The sequence below is a fragment of the Streptomyces sp. BB1-1-1 genome (genome assembly GCF_031597775.1).
Classification (GTDB): Bacteria; Actinomycetota; Actinomycetes; order Streptomycetales; family Streptomycetaceae; genus Streptomyces; species Streptomyces thinghirensis.
This window is the reverse complement of the sequence record NZ_CP134203.1, coordinates 8,287,812-8,308,241: the sequence shown is the minus strand read 5'-3', so window position 1 is coordinate 8,308,241 and position 20,430 is coordinate 8,287,812. Positions and strand designations below refer to the sequence as shown.

The 20,430-nt window shown below is 71.7% G+C and carries 18 protein-coding genes and 2 pseudogenes; 12 read left to right on the top strand and 8 right to left on the bottom strand.

The window, feature by feature from the left end:
• Nucleotides 1-174 precede the first annotated feature (174 nt).
• The 8 genes from RI578_RS38170 to RI578_RS38135 all read left to right on the top strand — a co-directional run bounded on the left by RI578_RS38170 (nt 175) and on the right by RI578_RS38135 (nt 9,668).
• Nucleotides 175-1,584 carry an FAD-dependent oxidoreductase gene (locus tag RI578_RS38170; RefSeq protein WP_310875373.1) on the top strand — a complete coding sequence of 470 codons (1,410 nt, stop codon included), beginning with the start codon at nt 175-177 and terminating at the stop codon, nt 1,582-1,584.
• 292 nt (nt 1,585-1,876) lie between these two features.
• The gene (locus RI578_RS38165; protein ID WP_310875372.1) at nt 1,877-3,313 is read left to right on the top strand and encodes a radical SAM domain-containing protein; all 1,437 of its coding nucleotides are present in this window, start codon (nt 1,877-1,879) and stop codon (nt 3,311-3,313) included.
• A gap of 3 nt (nt 3,314-3,316) precedes the next feature.
• A complete protein-coding gene (locus RI578_RS38160) occupies nt 3,317-4,105 on the top strand; it encodes an MTAP family purine nucleoside phosphorylase (RefSeq protein WP_310875371.1) in 789 nt (262 codons plus the stop codon).
• A complete protein-coding gene (locus RI578_RS38155) occupies nt 4,102-4,776 on the top strand; it encodes a TIGR04282 family arsenosugar biosynthesis glycosyltransferase (protein ID WP_310875370.1) in 675 nt (224 codons plus the stop codon). The genes RI578_RS38160 and RI578_RS38155 overlap by 4 nt, the downstream gene beginning before the upstream one ends.
• Nucleotides 4,773-5,501, top strand: a complete 729-nt coding sequence (locus RI578_RS38150) for a TIGR04283 family arsenosugar biosynthesis glycosyltransferase (RefSeq protein ID WP_310875369.1) — start codon at nt 4,773-4,775, stop codon at nt 5,499-5,501. The genes RI578_RS38155 and RI578_RS38150 overlap by 4 nt, the downstream gene beginning before the upstream one ends.
• A 39-nt stretch (nt 5,502-5,540) precedes the next feature.
• Nucleotides 5,541-7,220, top strand: coding sequence for a radical SAM protein (locus RI578_RS38145; protein ID WP_310875368.1), 1,680 nt, complete (start codon nt 5,541-5,543; stop codon nt 7,218-7,220).
• 23 nt (nt 7,221-7,243) lie between these two features.
• Nucleotides 7,244-8,428, top strand: coding sequence for an NAD(P)-binding domain-containing protein (locus RI578_RS38140; protein ID WP_310875367.1), 1,185 nt, complete (start codon nt 7,244-7,246; stop codon nt 8,426-8,428).
• 97 nt (nt 8,429-8,525) lie between these two features.
• On the top strand, nt 8,526-9,668 hold the full coding sequence (locus RI578_RS38135; protein ID WP_310875366.1) for a polyprenyl synthetase family protein: 1,143 nt from the start codon (nt 8,526-8,528) through the stop codon (nt 9,666-9,668).
• A 238-nt stretch (nt 9,669-9,906) separates the two neighbouring features.
• Here RI578_RS38135 and RI578_RS38130 read toward each other — a convergent pair.
• Nucleotides 9,907-10,401 (bottom strand): annotated as a pseudogene (locus RI578_RS38130) (transcriptional regulator); the annotation flags it as partial.
• Nucleotides 10,402-10,403: 2 nt separating this feature from the next.
• Here RI578_RS38130 and RI578_RS38125 point away from each other — a divergent pair.
• From RI578_RS38125 to rpmF, 3 genes and pseudogenes are all read left to right on the top strand, one after another.
• Nucleotides 10,404-10,856: pseudogene (locus RI578_RS38125) on the top strand (sigma-70 family RNA polymerase sigma factor); the annotation flags it as partial.
• Nucleotides 10,857-10,954: 98 nt separating this feature from the next.
• Nucleotides 10,955-11,791 (top strand): DUF4397 domain-containing protein, encoded by an 837-nt coding sequence (locus RI578_RS38120; RefSeq protein WP_310875364.1) that lies wholly within the window; start codon nt 10,955-10,957, stop codon nt 11,789-11,791.
• Nucleotides 11,792-11,872: 81 nt separating this feature from the next.
• Nucleotides 11,873-12,043 (top strand): 50S ribosomal protein L32, encoded by a 171-nt coding sequence (gene rpmF / locus RI578_RS38115; protein WP_310875363.1) that lies wholly within the window; start codon nt 11,873-11,875, stop codon nt 12,041-12,043.
• 203 nt (nt 12,044-12,246) lie between these two features.
• On the opposite strand, the gene RI578_RS38110 is transcribed toward rpmF, so the two are convergent.
• The 7 genes from RI578_RS38110 to RI578_RS38080 all read right to left on the bottom strand — a co-directional run bounded on the left by RI578_RS38110 (nt 12,247) and on the right by RI578_RS38080 (nt 18,702).
• The gene (locus tag RI578_RS38110) at nt 12,247-13,260 is read right to left on the bottom strand and encodes a pyridoxal-phosphate dependent enzyme (RefSeq protein WP_310875362.1); all 1,014 of its coding nucleotides are present in this window, start codon (nt 13,258-13,260) and stop codon (nt 12,247-12,249) included.
• Nucleotides 13,218-14,222, bottom strand: a complete 1,005-nt coding sequence (locus RI578_RS38105; RefSeq protein WP_310875361.1) for a GHMP kinase — start codon at nt 14,220-14,222, stop codon at nt 13,218-13,220. Before RI578_RS38105 ends, RI578_RS38110 begins: the two co-directional genes overlap by 43 nt.
• Nucleotides 14,219-15,028, bottom strand: coding sequence for a Rossmann-like domain-containing protein (locus tag RI578_RS38100; RefSeq protein WP_310875360.1), 810 nt, complete (start codon nt 15,026-15,028; stop codon nt 14,219-14,221). Before RI578_RS38100 ends, RI578_RS38105 begins: the two co-directional genes overlap by 4 nt.
• On the bottom strand, nt 15,025-15,777 hold the full coding sequence (locus RI578_RS38095) for a methyltransferase (RefSeq protein WP_310875359.1): 753 nt from the start codon (nt 15,775-15,777) through the stop codon (nt 15,025-15,027). The genes RI578_RS38100 and RI578_RS38095 overlap by 4 nt, the downstream gene beginning before the upstream one ends.
• A 105-nt stretch (nt 15,778-15,882) precedes the next feature.
• Nucleotides 15,883-16,893: an ABC transporter substrate-binding protein gene (locus tag RI578_RS38090; protein ID WP_310875358.1), complete on the bottom strand. Its 1,011-nt coding sequence runs from the start codon at nt 16,891-16,893 to the stop codon at nt 15,883-15,885.
• Nucleotides 16,894-16,907: 14 nt separating this feature from the next.
• Nucleotides 16,908-17,681: an ABC transporter ATP-binding protein gene (locus tag RI578_RS38085; protein WP_310875357.1), complete on the bottom strand. Its 774-nt coding sequence runs from the start codon at nt 17,679-17,681 to the stop codon at nt 16,908-16,910.
• 1 nt (nt 17,682) lies between these two features.
• Nucleotides 17,683-18,702: an iron ABC transporter permease gene (locus RI578_RS38080; RefSeq protein WP_310875973.1), complete on the bottom strand. Its 1,020-nt coding sequence runs from the start codon at nt 18,700-18,702 to the stop codon at nt 17,683-17,685.
• Nucleotides 18,703-19,183: 481 nt separating this feature from the next.
• Here RI578_RS38080 and RI578_RS38075 point away from each other — a divergent pair, with 481 nt between their 5' ends.
• Nucleotides 19,184-20,422 carry an MFS transporter gene (locus RI578_RS38075; RefSeq protein ID WP_310875972.1) on the top strand — a complete coding sequence of 413 codons (1,239 nt, stop codon included), beginning with the start codon at nt 19,184-19,186 and terminating at the stop codon, nt 20,420-20,422.
• The last annotated feature ends 8 nt before the right edge of the window (nt 20,423-20,430 follow it).

Sequence of the window (20,430 nt, the reverse complement as noted above, 5' to 3'; positions counted from 1 at the left end):
CCCATTCCGTCGCGGACACGCCGGACGCGGACGGATGACGGGGAGACGGCGATCGTGACCGTGATCGTGGGGCTGGGAAAGGGAAGGACCGGACTGGGTCAGCGGGTTCCCCTCACGTCCCACGACCGCAAGCCGACCGTCACACGACGGCGCACCGATGAGAAAGTCCGAACCATGAGTAGGTACGACCTGGTGGTCATCGGCGGTGGCAGCGCCGGGTTGACCGCGGCCCGCACCGCCGGGCGTTTCGGCGCCCGCACGCTGCTCGTTGAGCGGGACCGGCTGGGCGGGGACTGTCTGTGGACGGGATGCGTACCGAGCAAGGCGCTGCTCCACGTGGCCGCCGATGTCCAGGCGGCCCGCCGCGCCGCTGCCTACGGCCTCCCGCCGGTGTCCGGCCCGGCCGACCTCGCGGCGGCCATGACGGAGGTGAAGCGGGCGATCGGCGCGATCGAGCCGCACGACTCGGCGGAGGCGCTCGCCCCGTACGGCGTCGAAGTCGTACACGGCGCCGCGTCCTTCACCGGCCCGGGCACCCTGACCGCAGGCGAACGGAGAGTCTCCTTCCGGTACGCCCTGATCGCCACCGGCTCTTCGCCGGCCTTGGCGCCGGTCCCCGGCCTGGCCGAGGCCGGACCGCTGACCAGCGACACGGTCTGGGAGCTGTCCGAACTCCCGCGGCGCATGGTGGTGCTGGGCGGTGGGCCCGTCGGCTGCGAGCTGGGCCAGGCGTTCGCCCGGCTGGGCTCGCAGGTCACCCTCGTGGAGGCCAAGGACCGCCTGGTCCCCGGCGAGGAGCCCCGTGCCTCTCAGGTCCTGCGGGAGCGACTGGAAGCCGAAGGCGTCACCGTCCTGACCGGCTACCGCGCCGAAAGAGTCGACACCGGCGCCGTGCACGGGCCCGGCGGGCCGCTCTCGTACGACGCGCTGCTGGCCGTCACCGGCCGCGGCGCCAACACCCGAGGGCTCGGCCTGGAGCGTGCCGGTGTCGAGCTGACCGACACCGGCGATGTCCGCACCGACGGACGGCTGCGCACCACCAACCACCGCGTCTACGCCGCCGGGGACGTGACCGGCCGTTCGGCCTTCACCCACCTGGGCGGCGTGCAGGGCGGGGCAGCGGTCACCGACGCCCTCCTCGGTGTGCGCCGCCCCGTCGACCACCGGGCGGTGCCCTGGGTGACGTACACCGATCCCGAGGTCGCCCGGGTCGGACTGACCGCCGACGAGGCACGCGAGAAGTACGGCGACACCGCGCGTGTCCACACCCTGGAGAACGACCGGGTCGACCGCGCGGTCACCGACGGCCGCACCGAGGGCTTCACCACCCTGGTGCTGGGCCCGCGCGGAAGGATCGTCGGGGCGACGGTGGTGTCACCGAGGGCCGGGGAGACGATCGCCCATCTGGCGGCGGCGGTACGCCAAGGCTGGACGCCCTCCGACTACGCCCGCACCGTGCACCCCTACCCGACCTACGCCGACGGCCCCTGGCACACGGCGCTGGCCGACGTCTACGCCCGTCTGGCACGGGGCAGCGGTCCCATCGGCGCGCTGCTGAAACTCCGCAGAAGGGTGATCCGGTGATCCTCCGTCTCGTCCTGGGCGCCGTCCTCGCGGTGACGGCACTGGGCCGGCTCGCTTCGTTCGACGCCATGCCCGCCCTGCTGACCCGCCTACGGTCTGACGTCCGGCCCGGCCTCGACCGCCCTGGCCGTGTTCCTGATCGGTACCGAGGCGCTGACGGCCGCCCGGTTCCTCGTCCGGCCGACCCAGGCGTTCGCCCGCGGACTCGTTCACTGTGGCACGGACTCCGGCGGGCCCCCTCGCTTCGCGTCCGGCCCGTCACCGCGGCCCTGAATCTGCGGGAGAGCCACTGATGCGGATCATCGCGAGACTGCGTGCCCTCGAACGTGCCACCCGTCCCTACGACACCGAGTTCGCCGAGGCCATGGAACGCCGCTGGGCGGAACTCCCCGGCACTGCCAGGACGCCCGGCCAGATCCTCGGCCGGCACGGCGTCGGCTGCGAGGGCACCCACGGCGTCTTCCCCAAGTGCAACCTTAAGTGCACCCCCTGCTACCACTCCCGGGACGCCAACCAGGTACGTGTGGACGGCCCTCACACCCATGAACAGGTTGCCGCGCAGATGCGCCTGCTCCGTGAGTTGCGGGGTCCGCGCGCCCACACGCAGCTCATCGGCGGCGAGGTCAGCCTGCTCGCCCCCGACGACCACGCCGCCGCCCTCGCGATCATGCGGGAGCACGGCCGGGAGCCGATGAGCTTCACCCACGGCGACTTCGACTACGACTACCTCACCCGGCTCGCGCTCGGCCCCGACGGCACACGACGTTTCGGACGGCTGTCCTTCGCCGCGCACTTCGACAAGTTCATGTACGGCCGGCGCGGCATCGAACGCCCGTCGGACGAGCAGGCGTTGAACCCGTACCGGGCCCGTTTCGCCGCCATGTTCTCCCGTCTGCGGCGCGAACACGGGGTGCGGTTCTTCCTTGCACACAACATGACGGTCACGCCGGGCAACCTCGACGAGGTGGCCGGCGTGATCCGCGACTGCCGTGCGATGGGCTACGGCATGTTCTCGTTCCAGCCCGCCGCGTTCCTCGGCGACGAGCGCCGCTGGAAGGAGAAGTTCCGCGAGGCGACCCCCGACGCGGTGTGGGCGGAGATCGAACGCGGCGCCGGAACCCGGCTGGACTACCGGGTCTTCGAGAACGGCGATGTGCGCTGCAACCGCACCGCCTACGGCTTCTACGTCGGCCCCCGCTGGTATCCGTTCCTCGACGGCGACGACCCGCGCGACCTCGCCGTACGCGACGCGTTCTTCCGCTACTTCGGGAAGATGACCTTCACCGGTACCCCGCCCGCCCTCCTCGCGGCCAGGATCCTGCGGGTGGTGGCGCGCCACCCCTCCACCGCGGTGACCGCGTTTCGCTGGCTGGCCCGCACCGCCCGCCGCGTCGGATGGACGAGGCCGGCCCGCCACGGGATGCGGGTCCGTCCGGTCACGTTCGTGATGCATCAGTTCATGGACGCCGACGTCGTCGCCCCGGCCTGGGAGATGATGCGGCGAGGCGAACGCGCCGCGGAGCCCCGGCTGCGCGAGACCCAGGAGAGGCTGGCCGCCTGTCACTACGCCATGGCCCACCCCGAGGACGGCACCGTCGTTCCCGCCTGCGTGCAGCATGCCGTGCTCGACCCGGCCGAGAACGCGGCCCTGCGCACCCTGCTGCCGATCGTCGAGGTCCGTACCCCGGACGACAGCCCGCCCGGAACGTCACCGAAGGAGAAGAAGTAGACCATGCGCATAGGTGTGATCACCGGCTCCGGCAGCTACGACTGGCCCCACCTGGAGGGCGCGGCCGAGCGGACCGTCGTCACCGGCCACGGCGAGGTCACCGTCACCGAGGGGCGCCTCGGAGACGTGGAGATCGTGCAGCTGTCCCGGCACGGTGCCGGCCACCACCGGCTCTCCAGCCAGGTCGACCACAAGGCGAACCTGGCTGCTCTCCTGGCCTGCGAGGCGGAGGCGGCGGTGTCCCTCACCGTCTGCGGCTCCCTGGACCCGGACCTGCGGCCGGGCTCCCTGGTGGTCTTCGACGACCTGTACTTCCCCGCCAACCGTCTGCCGGACGGCACGCCTTGCACCTGGTACGCCACCCCCGGCGAGGCGGGGCGCGGACACTGGATCTTCGACCGGCCGTTCAGCGAGCCACTGCGCAAAGCCCTGATCACCGCCGCCGAGCAGACCGGGTTCCCCGTCGCCGCACGGGGCGTGTACGGACACGTCGACGGCCCCCGCTTCAATTCCCGCGCCGAGGTGGCCGCCCTGGCCGCGGCCGGGGTGAGTGCCGTCAGCCAGACCGCCGGTCCAGAGGTCGTTCTGGCCGGGGAGGCCGAACTGCCCATGGCCCTGGTCGGCTTCGTCACCGACTACGCCAACGGCGTCGCCTCCGAACCGGAACCGGTGCAGGCGCTGCTGGACCGCATGGCGGCGAGCAAGGAGGTCTTCGCCACGCTGGCCGGGCACGCGCTGCCCGCTCTGGACGCCTTGAGCGGTGCCGGTTTCGTCTACCGGTTCGACGCGTGAACGCCCCCGCCCACATGGGCGTCCCCGCGATCCTGGTCATGGCCAAGGCGCCCGTGCCCGGCACGGTCAAGACCCGGCTGCACCCACTGCTGAGCCCGCAGCGCTGCGGGCGACTCCAGGCCGAACTCATTCGCCACACCCTCGCGCTGGCCACGGCGCACACCCCGCGCACCTACCTCGCCTACGCTCCGCGCGACGGCGAGGACGCCATCGGCACGACCGTGCCCGACGGCGTCCGACGTCTCCTCCAGCGCGGTGATGACCTCGGACAACGCCTTGCCGCCGCCATAACCGACGCCTTCGCGGACGGCGCGGGGCCGCTGCTGGTCATCGGCACCGACGCGCCCACCCTCACCCCCGGCCACCTGACCGCCGCGTTCACCGCCCTGGAAGACCGGGACGTGGCGCTGGGCCCCGCGCTCGACGGCGGCTACTACCTGATCGGCCTGCGGGCCGCCCACACCTCGGTCTTCGCCCTCCCCCCGGACCTCTGGAGCACGGATCGCGTACTCGCGGCGACCCGCACCCGCGCCCGCGCCGACGGACTCGGCGTCCGACTGCTGTCTCCGCTGCGGGACCTGGACACCCCGGAGGATGCCGCCGCGCTCCTGCCCGATCCCGCGCTGCCCGCGCCGATCGCCGCCCTGCTCCAACCCGTGGAGGCACCATGACACGGGTGTCGATCATCGTCCCGGTGCTCAACGAGGAGACCGGGGTCCAGCGTGCCGTGAGCCGCCTGTGCCGGGACTTCCCCGACTGCGAGCTGATCGTCGTGGACGGCGGCTCCACCGACGCCACGGCCGAACTCGCCGCCGTCCACGCCACCGTGATCGCCAGTGAGCGTGGCCGGGCACGGCAGATGAACGAGGGCGCCCGGCACGCGTCCGGCGACACCCTGTGGTTCATCCACGCCGACACCGACATCGATCCCGGCGCACTGGACCAGATCCGGGCCGCGCTCGCCGACCCGGCCGTGGTCGGAGGCGGCCTCACCCTCCGCTTCGACCGCCGCACCCCCGGCCTGGACTACCTCGCGTGGACGTCCAACGCCCGCGCCCGCCGGCTCCATCACATCTTCGGCGACCAGGCCATGTTCATCCGCCGCAGCGCGTTCGAGGCCCTCGGCGGCTTTCCCGACCTGGCCATCATGGAGGACCTGGAGATGTCGCGGCGCCTGCACCGTCGCGGCCGGCTGTGCGTGCTGTCCGCCACCTCGACGGCCTCCTCGCGTCGCCTGGTCGCCCACGGAACCTGGCGCATGATCGCCTTCATGCAGTACCTGAAACTGCTGTACTTCGCCGGCGTCGGCCCGGAGGCCATCCGCGCCCGCTACACGGCGGGCCCCCGCCTCCTGCCGGGCCGGCGCCCGGGGGCAGCACGGACCGGCCGGCCCTGAACGCCCCTCTGCCCTTCCGACACCTTGGAGACCGACCCCATGCGTATCGCCGTCTGCGGAGGCCCCTACGGCAACCCCTACGCCCTCCAGGCATTTGTCGACGACGCCCGAGCCCGCGGCTGCGAGCGGCTGTTCTGCCTGGGCGACCTCGGAGGCTTCGGCGCCGAGGTCGACGCCCTGTGGCCGATCCTGTCCGACAACGGCGTCGAGTGCGTCGCCGGGAACTACGACGTGGCCATCGCCCGCGGCGACACCGACTGCGGCTGTGGGTACCGCGACCCGAAGGACAACGAGTACGCCCAACTCGTCTACGACCACACGCTCGCCACCACCAGCCGTGACTTCGCCGCCTGGATGGGCACCCTGCCCACCGAGCACCGGGAGACCATCGACGGCGTCGACGTCCACATGGTCCACGGCTCGACCCTGGCGCTGAACGACTTCTGGTGGGCGTCGCTCCCCGAGGAGCAGCACCGCCTCCGTGCCGAGGCGTCCGGAGCCGACGTCGTCCTGTGTACCCACAGCGGACTCCCCTGGCACCGCCGCATCGGAGACACCCTCGCCGTGAACGTCGGTGTGCTCGGCAAACCCGCCAACGACGGCCGTCGCGAGGTCTGGTACGCGATCCTCGACCTGTCCGACGGGCACGTCACCGCCGAGCTGGTCCCGCTCGCGTACGACTGGCGGGCACAGGGCCGCTCGATGCGTGCCGCCGGGCTCCCCGAGATCTTCGCCGAGACCATCGAGACCGGCTGGTGGACCACCTGCCTCGAGATCCTGCCACCGCGTGAGCGTTCCCGCGGCCGCTACCATCTCTACCGCTCGACCCTGCCCTCCGGCTTCCGCCCTGCGGACGACGGCTGGGGCGATACCGCGCCCAAGGCCCTGGAAGGCGGCGACCGGCCGGTGGTCCCGCTGTTCGGCACCCCCTACTTCCCGTCGCGGCTGTGGGTCTACACCAACTTCCACTGCAACCTGGCCTGCGACTACTGCGCGGTCGCCTCCTCCCCGAAGGCGGTCGCCCGCACCCTGCCCGCCGACACCTTCCGCGCCCTCGTCGACGAGGCCGTCCAGGCCGGGTTCACCGAGCTGTACCTCACCGGTGGCGAACCCTTCCTGCACCCGGACATCATCGGGCTTCTGGACTACGCCTCCGCCGAGCTGCCCACCGTCGTGATGACCAACGCGATGCTGCTGCGGGGCCGCCGAGCCGACGGTCTCGCGGACCTGGCCGGACGCAAGCTCACCGTCCAGACCTCCCTGGACGGCGCCACCGCCCACACCCACGACCGGCACCGCGGCCCCGGCTCCTGGCAACGATCCGTCGACGGCATCCGGCACCTGATCGACCTCGGTCTGCCTCCGCGCGTCGCCCTCACCGAGACCCCGGACAACACCCACGAGATCCCCGCCGTCGCCGAGCTGCTGGCCGGCCTCGGTCTGCCCGCCGACCACTTCGCCGTACGTCCGCTGCTCCGCCGCGGCTTCTCGGAGACCGGAGTGGAGATCGGCGAGGATTCCAGCGTCCCCGAACTGACCGTCACCGCCGACGGACTGCACTGGCACCCCGCCGGCGCCGACCTCGCCAGCAGCCCCGACCTCCATCTCGCCCCCGTCGGCACCCCGCTCGCCACGGGCCAACAGCTGGTCACCGAGCGGTTCTTCGCCGCCCGCCTCACCGACGGCACCCTGCCCCGCCCCGTCCACTGCGCCATCTGACCCGTACGGAAAGGGAGCCCACCATGCAGCGACACGTCGCGATCCTCGGCGCCGGCCCCGTCGGCCTCGACGCCGCCCTCGCCTGCACCGACGCCGGATGGCCGTTCACCGTCTACGAGGCCGCGGACACCGTCGCCGCCCACGTGCGGGCCTGGGGGCATGTCCGGCTCTTCACCCCGTGGGACCTCAACGTCTCCCGCCGGATGCGGACCCACCTGCCGCACGCCCCGGCCGGCGACGACTGCCCCACCGGCACCGAACTGGCCACCCGCCTCCTCGACCCGGTCGCCGCGCTGCCCGCCCTCGAAGGCCGCATCCGGTACGGCACCCGCGTCGCCGCCGTCGCCCGCACCGGACTGCTCAAACACGAGCAGATCGGCACCGACACCCGAGCCGCCGCGCCCTTCACCCTCCTGCTGGACAGTCCCGACGGCGAGGCGACCGCCGAGGCAGACCTCGTCCTGGACTGCACCGGCACCTACTCCCACCCCAACACACTCGGCCTGGGCGGCATCCCCGCCCCGGGCGAGCGCGCCATCGCCGACCGCATCACCCGCGCCCTCCCGGACACCCGCGACCCCGGCCGCTGGGCCGGAACCGTCCTGCTCGTCGGTGCCGGAAAATCCGCCCAGACCGCGGCCCGCGACCTGGCCGCTCTGCCCGACACGCGCGTCGAGTGGTCGGTGCGCAGCCCCGCACCCGACTGGGGCGCCGTACTCAACGACACTCTGCCCGGCCGTCAGCATCTGGTGGACACCTCCCGCGCCCTCGTCGACGGCGCCAATGACCGCGTCACCGTCCACACCGGCGCCCACGTCCGGGCCCTGCACGGCGCGGGCGACCGGGTGCGCGTCACTCTGACCACCACCGGCGGCCCGCGCGAGGTCGTCTGCGACCACATCGTGGCGCTGACCGGCTACACCGGCGACGCCTCCCTCTACCGGCAGTTGCAGGTCCACGAGTGCTATGCCACCGGCGCCCCGATGAACCTCTCCGCCGCCCTCCTCGGCTCGGCGGGCGGCGACTGCCTCGCCCAGCCGTCCGTCGGCATCGACGCCCTGCGCAATCCCGAACCGCACTTCTTCATCCTGGGCGCCAAGTCCTACGGCCGCCTCAACACCTTCCTGCTGCGCACGGGATACGAGCAGATCGACCAGCTCGCCGCCGCGTACACCGCCGAAGCAGAGCCTCTACCTGCCGGTACGTAACTGGACGGACGTGCCGGACAGGAATCAGCGCATCCGGGACGGGGCACTCGGCGGAAGCACTGACTGGCAGACAGCCGAGAGCGGGAAGGGATCGTGCATGCTTGAGATGCCGCCGATGGCGGCCCCACCGGCCGAACCCGTCGACGCCCCCCTCACCGCGCCCGACGCCACGAGCGCTGTCGGCACCGTCCTCAAGCAGGTCATCGACGTACGCCTACGTCACTCACATGCCGTTGACCCCGTGTTCGCCAAGGAGCTGGCCGATCGCCTGGCTCGGCTGACCGAGCGAGGCGGCAAACGGCTGCGCACGGCGTTCGCCTGCTGCGGCTGGCGCGCCGCGGGCGGCTCGGGTGACACCACGGCGGTGCTGCACACCGGTGCCGCCCTCGAACTGCTCCAGGCGTGCGCCCTCGTACACGACGACGTGATGGACGGGTCCTTGCAGCGCAGGGGCGCACCGGCCATGCATGTCGAACTCGCCCGCGCGCACTGGGCCGCGGGCATGCACGGCTCCGCGGAGTCGTTCGGGACATCCGCCGCCGTGCTCGCCGGTGACCTCGCGCTGGCCTGGGCAGACGACCTGCTGACGGAGACGGCACTCGGCACGCCGCACGGACGGCGCCTGCACGAGGAGTGGCAGGCGATGCGTACCGAGATGGTCGCCGGGCAATACCGCGACCTGCGCGCTCAAGCCGCTCGTTCGTCCGGTGTCGACGAGGCTCTCTCCATCGCCGCCCTGAAAAGTGCCCTGTACACCGTCGCCCGGCCCCTCGCGCTGGGGGCGTCGCTGGCCGGCGCCGACGACCACGCGCTGGACGCGCTGCGGGCGGCCGGCCGATGCGCTGGACTGGCCTTCCAGCTCCGTGACGATCTCCTCGGCGCCTTCGGCGACCCGGCGCTGACGGGCAAGCCGGCCGACGACGACCTGCGGTCGCGCAAGCTCACCTGTCTCCTGGCCGTCGCACTGCGACTCGCCGACGCCACCGGGGACCATCACGCCGCGGCAACGCTGGCACCGGACGGGGGCCCCAGGTCCGAGCATGCCGTCGAGCGGATGCGGGCGGCACTGAAGCGCACCGGTGCCCGGGACCTGGTGGAGGCGAAGATCTCGGAGCTGACGGACATGAGTCTCGGGCACTTCGAGCGTGCCGGCGCACCCCCTGCCGTACGGCACGAGTTCACCAGGCTGGTCCAGCGCGCGACGGGCGTGCCTCAGCGCCGTGCGGAGGAGGCCGCGTGAGGAGGGCCGCCGCCGGGACCGACCGACCATGTCGTCCAGGTGCAGGCAGCACAGGGGCTCTCGGGCCAGGATCCGCCAGGGCAGTACAGCGTCCGGCGCGGTGAGTGCCGCTCGGCCGGCGCCCCGAAAGCACGCCGACACTCGACGACGGGCGAAGCGGGAGCGACCGCCGGTCCGGCGGACCACGTTCCCGCCGGGCGTTGCCGGGCGCCACGGCCGATCGCCCCGGACGGTGATGTCACGAGGACACCGACGACTCCAGGGCGGCGACGGCCTCGGCAAGCCCCGAAGGGCGCGCCAAGCCGGCCACTGTCTGCCCCGCCCAGCCGGGTCCGAGGGTCAGGACGACCGGCCCGCGACGGGCACCACGCACTCCCCACCGCATCGCGGCCACGTGCTGGGCCAACGGCCGGCTGGCGGTGCCCCGGGACTGGGCCCACAGCCCCACCGCGGCCGGCCCGGTCCTGCGCACCGCCGCGACGAGCGACTCGACGGGCAGGGCACCGCCGAACATCCGCACGGGAACACCTCGCTCGGTGAGTGCCGCGGACAGTACTTCCGGGGGCAGCGTGTGGTTCTCCCCCGGTACGCAGGCGAGCACCGTGGTGGCGCCGGGACGGTCCGCGACCGTGTTGGGCGTGGTTCGCCGTAGCGCGCCGGAGACGTGCCAGGACAGGAAGTGCTCGACCTCGACGTACTTCTCCCCCGATGTCTCCCACTTGCGGCCGACGGCTCATGGCCGCCCGGTCCCTCGGCGACGCCTACGAGGCCGAGGACGTGACGCAGCAGGTCTTCATCGGCGCCTGGCGCGGGCGGCACGGTTTCCGGCCCGAGCGGGGCGCGCTCGGCTCCTGGCTGGTCGGCATCACGCGCGGCAAGATCGTCGATGCGCCGGCAGCCAGGACGAGGCGTCTGGCCCTCGTCGACTCGGCCGTTCACGAGGCCACGCCCGCCCGGTTCGTCCAGTCGGCAGCTGACGAAGTACTGGACCGCGTGCTGCTCCTCGATGCCCTGTCCCGGCTGCCTCACGCTCAGCGAGAGGTGCTGTGCATGGCCTTCTACAAAGACCTCACGCAGGTCCAGATCGCGGAACGCACCGGTGTGCCCCTGGGCACGGTCAAGAGTCACACCCGCCGCGGCCTGCACCGGCTGCGTCTGGTGATCGACCAGGCCCGCGCGCACGGCACGAACGACTGGCCGAACCGAAGGAGCCATGCCGCGGGCGCATCCGTGGCACCGCGGAACCGCGAAACACAACCGAGACTCCGCTCGAAGGGATGATCCCCATGACTTCCCGGACCCACATAGCCGTCGCCGCCTCGGCCGGTGCCTGCGCCCTGGCCCTCGGCGTGACCGCACCCGCCATGGCGGCTCCCGCCCAGGCACAGGACAAGGCCATGGTCTCCGTCTTCCACGGCATTCCGGGAATGACGGTCGACGTCTACGCCAACGGTGACGAGCTGCTCAGCGACTTCGAGCCCGGCACGGTCACCGATCCGCAGTCCCTCGACGCCGGGACCTACGACATCCGGATATTCGAAGCGGGCCAGAGCCCCGACGGCACACCGGCCCTCCAGAAGCAGGTGAAGGTGCCTGAAGGCGGCAACGCCACGGTCGCCGCCCACCTCTCCGCCGACGGCGAACCCCGGCTGACGGCATTCACCAACGACGTATCGAAGGTGGACGCCGGCAAGGCACGCCTGACGGGCCGCCATGTCGCGGCCGCTCCCGCCGTGGACGTACGGGCCGGTGGGCAGCCCGTCTTCACCGACCTGACCAACCCCAACGAGGACACCGCGGCAGTCGACGCGGGCACCGTGAACGCCGACGTCGTCCTCGCCGGCACGGACACCGTGGCCATCGGACCGGCCGCCCTGGACCTCAAGGAAGGGACGAGCAACGTCGTCTACGCCTGGGGCAGTGCCGAGGACAAGAACCTGGCCCTGGCCACCCAGACGTTCAGCGGCATGGAATCGATGCCCAGCAGAGCGCACGCGGGCGGCAGCGGCGCCGCCGCCACGCCGAACTCCCCCGACCAGTGGCTGGCCTGGGCCGCCGCGGCCGGAGCGATCACAGTGACGGGCGTCCTGGTGGCTCGCCAGGTCGCGGGCCGACGCGGCTGACGCCGCGCGTCCGCCACATCGTTATGACATCCATTTTCATGAATCGTCTGGCTCGCTCACCGATCGCGCCCGGAGGTCCTCATGGCCGTACCAAAACGCAAGATGTCACGCAGCAACACCCGTCACCGCCGCGCGCAGTGGAAGGCCACGACGCCGCAGCTGGTGACGGTCACGGTGGACGGCGTGCGGCACCGCGTCCCCCAGCGGCTGGCCAAGGCGTACGACCGAGGCCTGCTCCGCCCCGAAGGCTGACCCCGGCATGACCGACGCCCCCTCGCGGCGCCTTCCCGTCACCGTCCTCCAGGGATACCTCGGTGCCGGAACCGGCTGGCGCGCGAGGGGCGTTTCGACTACCTCCTCATCGAGTCCTCCGGTCGCCGAGCCGTCGGGTCCCTACGAGGGCCGCTGACGCTGGGACGCTCTCCCGCCGTCACGCGGCCCGTTCCTGTGGCGACCTATCCGAGGACCGCTCCCGCGGGCGCCGGTGACCCGTCCCATCTCATACGTGACCAGGGGAGGGCCAGTTCGTCCGTGCCGCGTACCGGCCGGGGGGCCAGGTCCTCGATACGCGCGGCCTCCCGGTGCCGGGCGAACACGGTGTCGACGTAGCGATGGCCGGTGTCGGCGGCGATGAACAAGGCAGTACGGCCGGGCTCTTCGCGGCGTTCCCACTGGGCAGCGAGGTAGGCGGCTCCGGTGGACAGGCCCGCGAACACGGCGTGCCGGCGCAGCAGGTCGACGCTGCCGGAGAGGGCGGCGTCGAAGGCGAGCCAGTGCAGGATGTCGTAGAGGTCGTGGCGGACGTTGCCGAAGGGAATGGAGCTGCCGATGCCGGCGATGATGATCTCCGGATCGGCGACGTGCTCGCTGCCGAAGGTGACACTCCCGTACGGCTGGACGCCCACGAGTCGCACGTCGACGGATCGTTTACTCAGGTAGTGGGCGAGGGCGCCGGTGGAGGCGCCGGAGCCCACGCCGCCGACGAAGGTGAGTGAGTCGCCACCGGTCCGGTCGTGGATGAGTTCGGCGACGGCTTCGTAGCCGAGGTAGTGGATGTCGTCGTGGTACTGGCGCATCCAGTGGTAGTCCGGGTTCTCCCGCAGGATCTCGCGGACGCGGGCGACGCGGCGGTTCTGGTCGTGCTTGAGGCTGCTGCTGGGCGGCATCTGCTCCAGATGGGCGCCGAGTACGTCCAGTTGGGTGCGCAGGGTGTTGTCGACGGTGGTGGAGCCGACGATGTGGCAGCGCATGCCGTAGCGGTGGCAGGCCAGGGCGAGTGCGTAGGCGTAGATGCCGCTGGAGCTGTCGACGAGGGTGTCGCCGCGCCGTACGGATCCGGTGTCGAGCAGGTGGCGTACGGCGGCCAGGGCGGAGACGACCTTCATGGTCTCGAAGCGCAGGCAGAGGAGGCCGTCGTCGAGGCGTATCAGGTCCGGGCGGCCGATGGCTTCCGAGATGTGTTCGTCCACGGGAACTCCTCGCTGGTGTGGGACGCGAAGGTGGTGAAGGTCCGGGTCGGTGTGATGCCCTCGCGGTCCAGGGCACGGGTGCAGCGGCGCAGTCTGTGGTGCAGTCCGGGAGTGCGGGGGTCGTAGAGGACGCCGGCGACGTTGCCGCTGTGGGCGATCTGCACGCCGACGGCACCCGTGCTGTCGGCGATGCCGGTGAGGACCGGGAACTCCTGGTGCCGCAGGACGCGTTGGCGCAGGCGGGCACTGGCGGTGCTGACCCGGCCGAGCAGGGCGGTGTCGACGTCGGTCACCGCCCTGCGGAGCATACGGCGCAGGTGTCCGTAGGCGGCGAGGTCGTCGTCGTGATGGAGGGCGGGGAGGGAGAGGGTGTCGATCGGTGCGCCTCCGGCGAGCGCGCACCCGACCACCACGGCGGGCGGCAGCGCGGAGCCCAGGACTTCAAGGACACGGCCCTCGCGCTGCGCGAAGAGCAGTGGGCGTGAACCGTGCATCAGGGGGTCGCTGGCGCCTTCGGCGCGCACCGCGATCCGGGCGATCGTCTCCGCCGGCAGCAGCACGCCCCAGGAGTCGGCGACCGCCCGCACAGTGGCGATGACGTCACTGGTGGAGGAGCCCATGCCGAGACCGACGGGGAGGCCCCCGGTGAGGGTCAACTCCCCACCGCAGGGCTCCGCGCCGCGGCGTGCGGCGCACTCCCGTACCGCGAGTGCGGCCGCCGCCCGCGCCTTGGTCCGGCCGGCGGGTGTCACCGTCACCTCGTCCGGCGAGCTGCCGGGCCGGTGCGCGAAGCGGGCGGTGCTGCCCGGTCCGTTCATGGGCAGCGTGACCAGTGCGTGGACGGTGCGACGCCGCTCGTCGAGGAAGACGCCTTGCAGGATCTCGCCGTGGTGGCAGGCGGCGCGTCCGGTGCCCTCCGTGCCACGGGCCGCGGCCTTCGGCGGGCGGGTGGCGGCCGTCATGCGTCGGCCGCCACCCGGTAGCGGTACAGGGTGGTGGGTTCGGCGCTGAACTGGGAGAAGGGGAAGGGCTCCGCGGACAGGGCGGTCACGCCCTGTCCGAGAAAGGCCCGTGCCACGGCGCTGCCGGTCTGGGCGTAGACCACCAGGGGCACGCCGCGTTCGCGGCAGCGAGCCAGGACGGTGTCGAAGCTGCCGTTGCCGAGGGTCATGCCGGTGGCCACGACGGCGTCGGCGGTGTCGAGGACCTCGTGCATGTCATCGGTGACCAGGTCGCCCCATTGGGTGGTGCGCAGGTTGAAGTCGCAGAGCAGGGGATCACCGCCGCGCTCGCGGATGGCCGCGACGAGCGGGTTGACCACCCCGATCAGACCGACCTTGACTCCGGCGTCGATGTTCAGGAGCCCGGCGATGGCTGCGTCCCGGGCCAGCGCCCGGGTCTCGGGCGTCCCGGCGGGCAGGGTGACCGGTTCCGCCTCGGTCGCCTCCCGGTGCGGGCGGGCGGCGCTGAGGCAGGCGTCGAGCGCGGCGATCCGCAGCGGCCTCGGCGCCTCGCGCAGCAGTGTGTCGAGCGTGGCACCGGAGGCGTCGCGGCATATGGAAGCGTCGACCTCGCCCGCCTCGAAGGCGCAGCCGCCGAAGGAATCGCCCAGGCGGACGAGGACGTACTGGTTGAGGTACGTGGTGTTCCCGCCGGCCAGCCGGGTGCCGTGGTGCACCCAGAACACGCTGGTGGCGACGAGGTCGGCGGGGCGGGGGCCGTGCTCGCCCGCCAGGACTGCGGCCAGGAGTTCCTCGGTGTTCTTCATCGCTGTCCTCCGGTGCGGGGCGTGTCGTGGGTGATGCGGAAGAGGAAGGTCAGCACGCCGTCCTGCCAGTCGTGGAGATGGTCGATCCGCGGGCTGAGCCCGTGGTCCAAGGCGTGCTGGACCAGGGCCCGCAGATCCGCGGTGTTGGAGGCGATGACGTAGATCTCGCCGCCGGGGGCCAGCAGGTCCCGTTCCGCGATCTGGGCGAAGAACTTCGCCAGCAGCGGTGCGCCCACGCAGACGTTGCGTACGACGTCGGGGTCGTCGCTGACGGTCTGGCTGACGGCGGGCGGGTTGAAGGTGACCACGTCCAGCCGGGCATCGTCGGGGAGAGCGTCGAAGACGTCACTCACCGCGGGGAGGAACGCGGTGTCGGGGCGCTCGCCGACCAGGCGCCGGTAGTGACCGGTGGCGGCGGCCACGCTCTCCGCGTGGACGTCGAGGGCGTGGATCTCCCGAGCGCCACGGATGCCCGCCGCCACGGCCTCGACGCCCAGGCCGACACCCATGGCGGCGTATCGGAGGCCGCGGGTCTCGATACGGCCGTCGAGCACCCGTTCGTGGATCAGGCGGCTGGTCCAGCCGGGTATGAAGACGCCGGGCGGAACGTCGAACGTCCAGCCGTTCCACTCGTAGGAACGAGTGGTGTGCAGGTCGGCCTTGGGCTGGTTGAGGGTGATGATCCGGTCGGCGGGCAGGGGCGGGGGCAGCTGCTCCAGAAGAGCCTGGCCGATCGCGTAGCGGTCCATGGGGTCCTTTTCTTCTCGCACAACGGGGTGGTCTGTGCCCACGTCGAAGTCCGGCCTGTCCGGCGGGCGTTCACGTCCGCCGGACAGGCCGTGGCGCGCGGTGACTCAACCCTTGAGTTCGCGCAGGTAGGTGGCGAACTTCTCCAGGCCGTCGATGTTGCGGGGGCCGCTGATGCCCTCGTTGTAGTCGAGGACGAAGAAGTTGTTCTTCTTCACGGCCGGGAGTCCCCTGGTGTGAGGGGATTTCTTCAGGAAGTCGATCTTCTTTTCGGCGGGCAGGTCGCCGTAGTCGAGGATGACGACGACTTCGGGCTCGGCCTCGGCGACGGATTCCCAGTTGACCTGGGTCCAGCGCTCGTCGAGGCCGTCGAAGACGTTCCGGCCGCCCGCCGTCTTGATGATGTCGTTGGGGGGCACCTGGTTGCCCGCGGTGAACGGCTGGTCGGTGCCGGAGTCGTAGAGGAAGACGGGCACCGGATCACCTTCCGGGGCCTTGGCCTTGACCTCCTCCACGCGCTTCTTCAACCCGCCGACGACTTCCGTGGCCTTCTCCTCGACCCGGAAGATCTTGCCCAGCCGTTCGAGGTCGGTGTAGAGAGCCTCGAAGGGGCTCATCTTCTCGGGGTGGCCGGGGTAGTTGAAGCAGCTCTCTGTGTGCATGAAGCTCTGGATGCCGAGCTTGTCGAGGATCTCGGGCGTGATGCCCCGCTCGTCCTTGAAGCCGGAGTTCCAGCCGGCCACGACGAAGTCGGACTTCGCCTCGACCACGACCTCCTTGTTGAGGAGGTCGTCGCTGAGCAGCTTCACCTTCGCGTATTCGGACGCCCACGGGGACTCGCTCACCGGCGGGTTCGCGGGAGGCATCACATAGCCGTGCACGTGCTCGGTCAGACCGAGGGCGAACAGTTTGTCCGCGCTGCCGCCTTCGTAGGCGACGGCCCGCTCGGGCACCGTGTACTCCACCGGTTCACCGCAGCGCTTGACGGTGACCTTGCCGGACGCCTTGGCGTCCGATTCGACCTCGGCGCCGCATCCGCTGAGCACCAGGGCAACCGCCAGGGCGGAGCCGAGAGCGGCAGGTCGGCGGACCGGGGCGAGGGTTCGGGTTGTACGCATGCGTGAGTAGCCTTTCAGCGGGCTGAGTTGAGCGAGTACAGAAGCTGGGGGTCGCCGGTCAGCGGGTGCGGGACGACGCTGGCCGTGACACCGAAGACGTCAGCGACGAGCTGCGTCGTGAGTACGTCCACGGGGGTGCCGGAGGCGACCAGGCGGCCCTGGGAGAGCACGCCGAGCCGGTCGCAGGCCGCCGCGGCGAGGTTGAGGTCGTGCAGGACGACGAGGACGGTGAGCCCCGCCCCGCGCAGGAGCGAGAGCAGGTCGACCTGGTGGCGGACGTCCAGGTGATTGGTCGGCTCGTCCAGGACGAGGATCTCCGGTTCCTGCACGAGCGCCCGGGCCAGCAGGACGCGCTGGCGCTCACCGCCCGACAGCGTCAGAACGCCCCGGTGCGCGAGGTGGGCGATGTCGAGCTGGTCCATCGCCCGCTCGCACAGGTCGCGTTCTCGGCCGCTGAGCGCCTGGTTCCCACGGAGGTGGGGCGCCCGTCCGAGCGCGACGACCTCCTCGACCGTGAAATCGAAGTCGACGCCGCCGTCCTGAGTCATGGCCGCGATGGTCTGTGCGCTGTGCCGCATCGGGAGCCGGGTCAGGTCCTGCTCGCCCACCCAGACGGTTCCGGAGCTGGGACGCAGCGCCCGGTACACGCACCGCAGCGCGGTTGACTTGCCGCTTCCATTGGGCCCCACGAGCCCCACGACCTGACCGTCCGGCACCTCCAGGGACAGTCCGCGCACGAGGCTCTTACCGTCCATCACCACGGAGAGTTCATCGAGTTCAAGGTCCACGTCAGCGCCCTCCGAAGGTGTAGCCCCTGCGGCGCATCAGGGCGATGAAGACGGGCACCCCCACGAGCGCGGTGATGACCCCGAGCGGCAGCTCGCGCGGGGCGACCAGGGTCCGCGCCGCCAGATCGACCCACACCATGAAGATCGCTCCGACCAGTGGCGCCACGGCGAGCACGCGAGCGTGCGTGGCACCGACGACCATCCGCACCACATGCGGCATGACAAGTCCGACGAACGCGATGGCGCCGCTCACGGCGACCATGACGCCCGTGACGAGCGAGACGAGGACCAGCAGCACCTTGCGGTACCGGTCGGGATCGAAGCCCAGGCTCGCGGCGGTCTCATCGCCGAGGGAAAGAACGTCCAGTGCCCGCCCGTACCGGTACAGGACCGCGAGGCCGGCCAGCACCACGATGGAGACGACGGGCAGCGCGCCCCAAGTCGCGGCGCCGAAGCTGCCCATGGTCCAGTAGAGGACCATGCTCGTCGCCTCGCTGTCCGGCGCGAAGTAGATGATCAGGCTCATGACAGCCTGGAACCCCAGCGACATGGCCACGCCCGTCAGTACGAGGCGCAGCGGTGACAGCGCGCCCCGGCTGGAGGATGCGGCGTACACCAGGATCGAGGCGACGAGCGCACCGATGAAGGCACCGACGGAGACGGCGTAGATGCCGAGTATCGCGAACCCTCCGGTGACCGTGACACCGACGGCACCGACGGAGGCGCCCGACGAGACACCGAGGACGAAGGGGTCGGCCAGCGCGTTGCGCACCATGGCCTGGATCGCCACTCCGACCGCACTCAGTCCGGCTCCCACCAGTGCCGCCAGCAGCACGCGCGGTGTACGGATCTGCCAGATGATCTGGTAGGTCGTCACCTCGTCGGGGCCGACGCGCCCTCCGCTGAGAGCCGCCCACAGATGACGGGCGGTCTCCCCCGGGGTGACGACCGCGGGACCGAGTCCGATGGCGACGACGACGGACACGAGCAGGACGGCGGCCAGCACCACGCAGCCGAGCAGGAGCGCCTTCCGAGATGCGAGCCGGCCCCGCGCAGGCGCCGCGGCCCGAGGCGCCGACGCCTCGGCCGGTTCGGCCGTGTCCCCGTCGGCCGAGGCCACGGAGGTCGAGGACGGAGGCACGTGCGTTACCTTCACTTTCCCTCGCTAATGAAAATCATGTTCATGTCGAGAACTTAGCATGCGGACTCGACATGCGGACTCAACCCGGCAGACAACCCGGACCGACAGGCACCACAGGACTGCGACTCCCGTCCCGAGGCGGCGGCCGAGAGCACTCTAATGGAAATGATTATCACTGCGATAGTGTGTTGCCGACGCCGCGCTGCCCGTCGCGTGCCACGGCCGGTCCCGCCGCACAACCTCGCTCTCAGGCAGGGCCGTTGCGGCCGGCTCGCGCCCGATCCGTCACCCCTTCAACAGGACAGGAGTGCTTTCCGTGCCCACCCCCTCCGCCCCTTCCACCTCCGCCGAGGCTCCGCCCCTGAAGCAGCGCTCGATCCTGCTCGACCTGGCCTTCCTCCGTCTCTGGACGGGCGCCACCGCATCGGGCCTGGCCACCTGGGCGCTGCCCTTCGTCCTCGGCCTCGCCGTCTTCGAGCGAACCCTGACCGCCACCGAACTCGGCCTGCTGCTCGCCGCGCGCACCGTCGGGTTCCTCGCCGCGGTGCCCGTGGCCGGAGTACTGGCCGACCGGCACTCCCGCCGGGGCGTCGTCCTGTGGGCGGGGCTCGCCGCCGGAGCCTCAGCGCCGGTGATCGCCGTCGGACTGGACCGCTCGGTGCTTCTGATGGCGGCGGCCGCCGCGGTGGCCGGAGCCGGCCAGGGCGCCTGCCGACCCGCCTACCAGGCCCTGACCGCCGAGGTGGTCGACGCCGACCGCAGGCAGCAGGCCAACGCCGCCATGACCTTGGCGGTACGGGTCACCACGCTCGTGGGACCTTCACTGGCCGCGCTGCTCGCCGTCTTCCTGGACACCTGGGCACTGCTGGTGGGCATCGGACTGCTCTGGCTCGTCGCGGCCTGCGTTCCCGGACGCGGCGCACGGCCGGGGGGCGCGCAAGACACGTCGGAGCCCTCAGCCGCGACGGGCGGGGCATCCTTCCTGGCCGAGTTCACCGAGGGCGTCCGCGAGGCTCGCAGGCACCCCTGGTTCCTCGCCGGTCTCGGCGCGCTGACCGCCGTCATAGCCACCGGCTACTCCGCGACCGGCGTCGCCCTCCCCATGGTCAGCCGCGACGAATACGGCACCGAGGTCGTCCTCGCGGGCGCGATGACCGCCTACACCGCCGGAGCGCTGGGCGGTGCGCTGCTCATTGCCCGCTGGCGCCCCCGCTCCCCCGGCCGGGCCGCCCTGGCCGGCCTCGCCGCCTACGGATTCGCCCCGCTCAGCCTCATCTTCCCCGTGCACCCGGTCGTCGTGATGGCCGCCTACGCCGTCGCGGGTATCGGCATCGAGCTGTTCAACGTGCCGTGGTTCACCGCCGCCCAGCGCGAGGTCGCACCGGACAAACTGGCCCGGGTCTCCTCCCTCGACTTCCTGCTCTCCTACGGCCTCGCCCCGGTCGGCCTCGCCGTCATCGCCCCCGCCATCGACGCCTTCGGTCCCGAGGCGGTCCTCGCGGGCTGCGCGCTCATCTGCTTCGCTGCACCCGCCACCGCCGCCCTGGTGCCCAGCACCCGCACCTTCTCCGCCGCACCCGGGCGCAGCGACGCCCACTGACGGCCGCA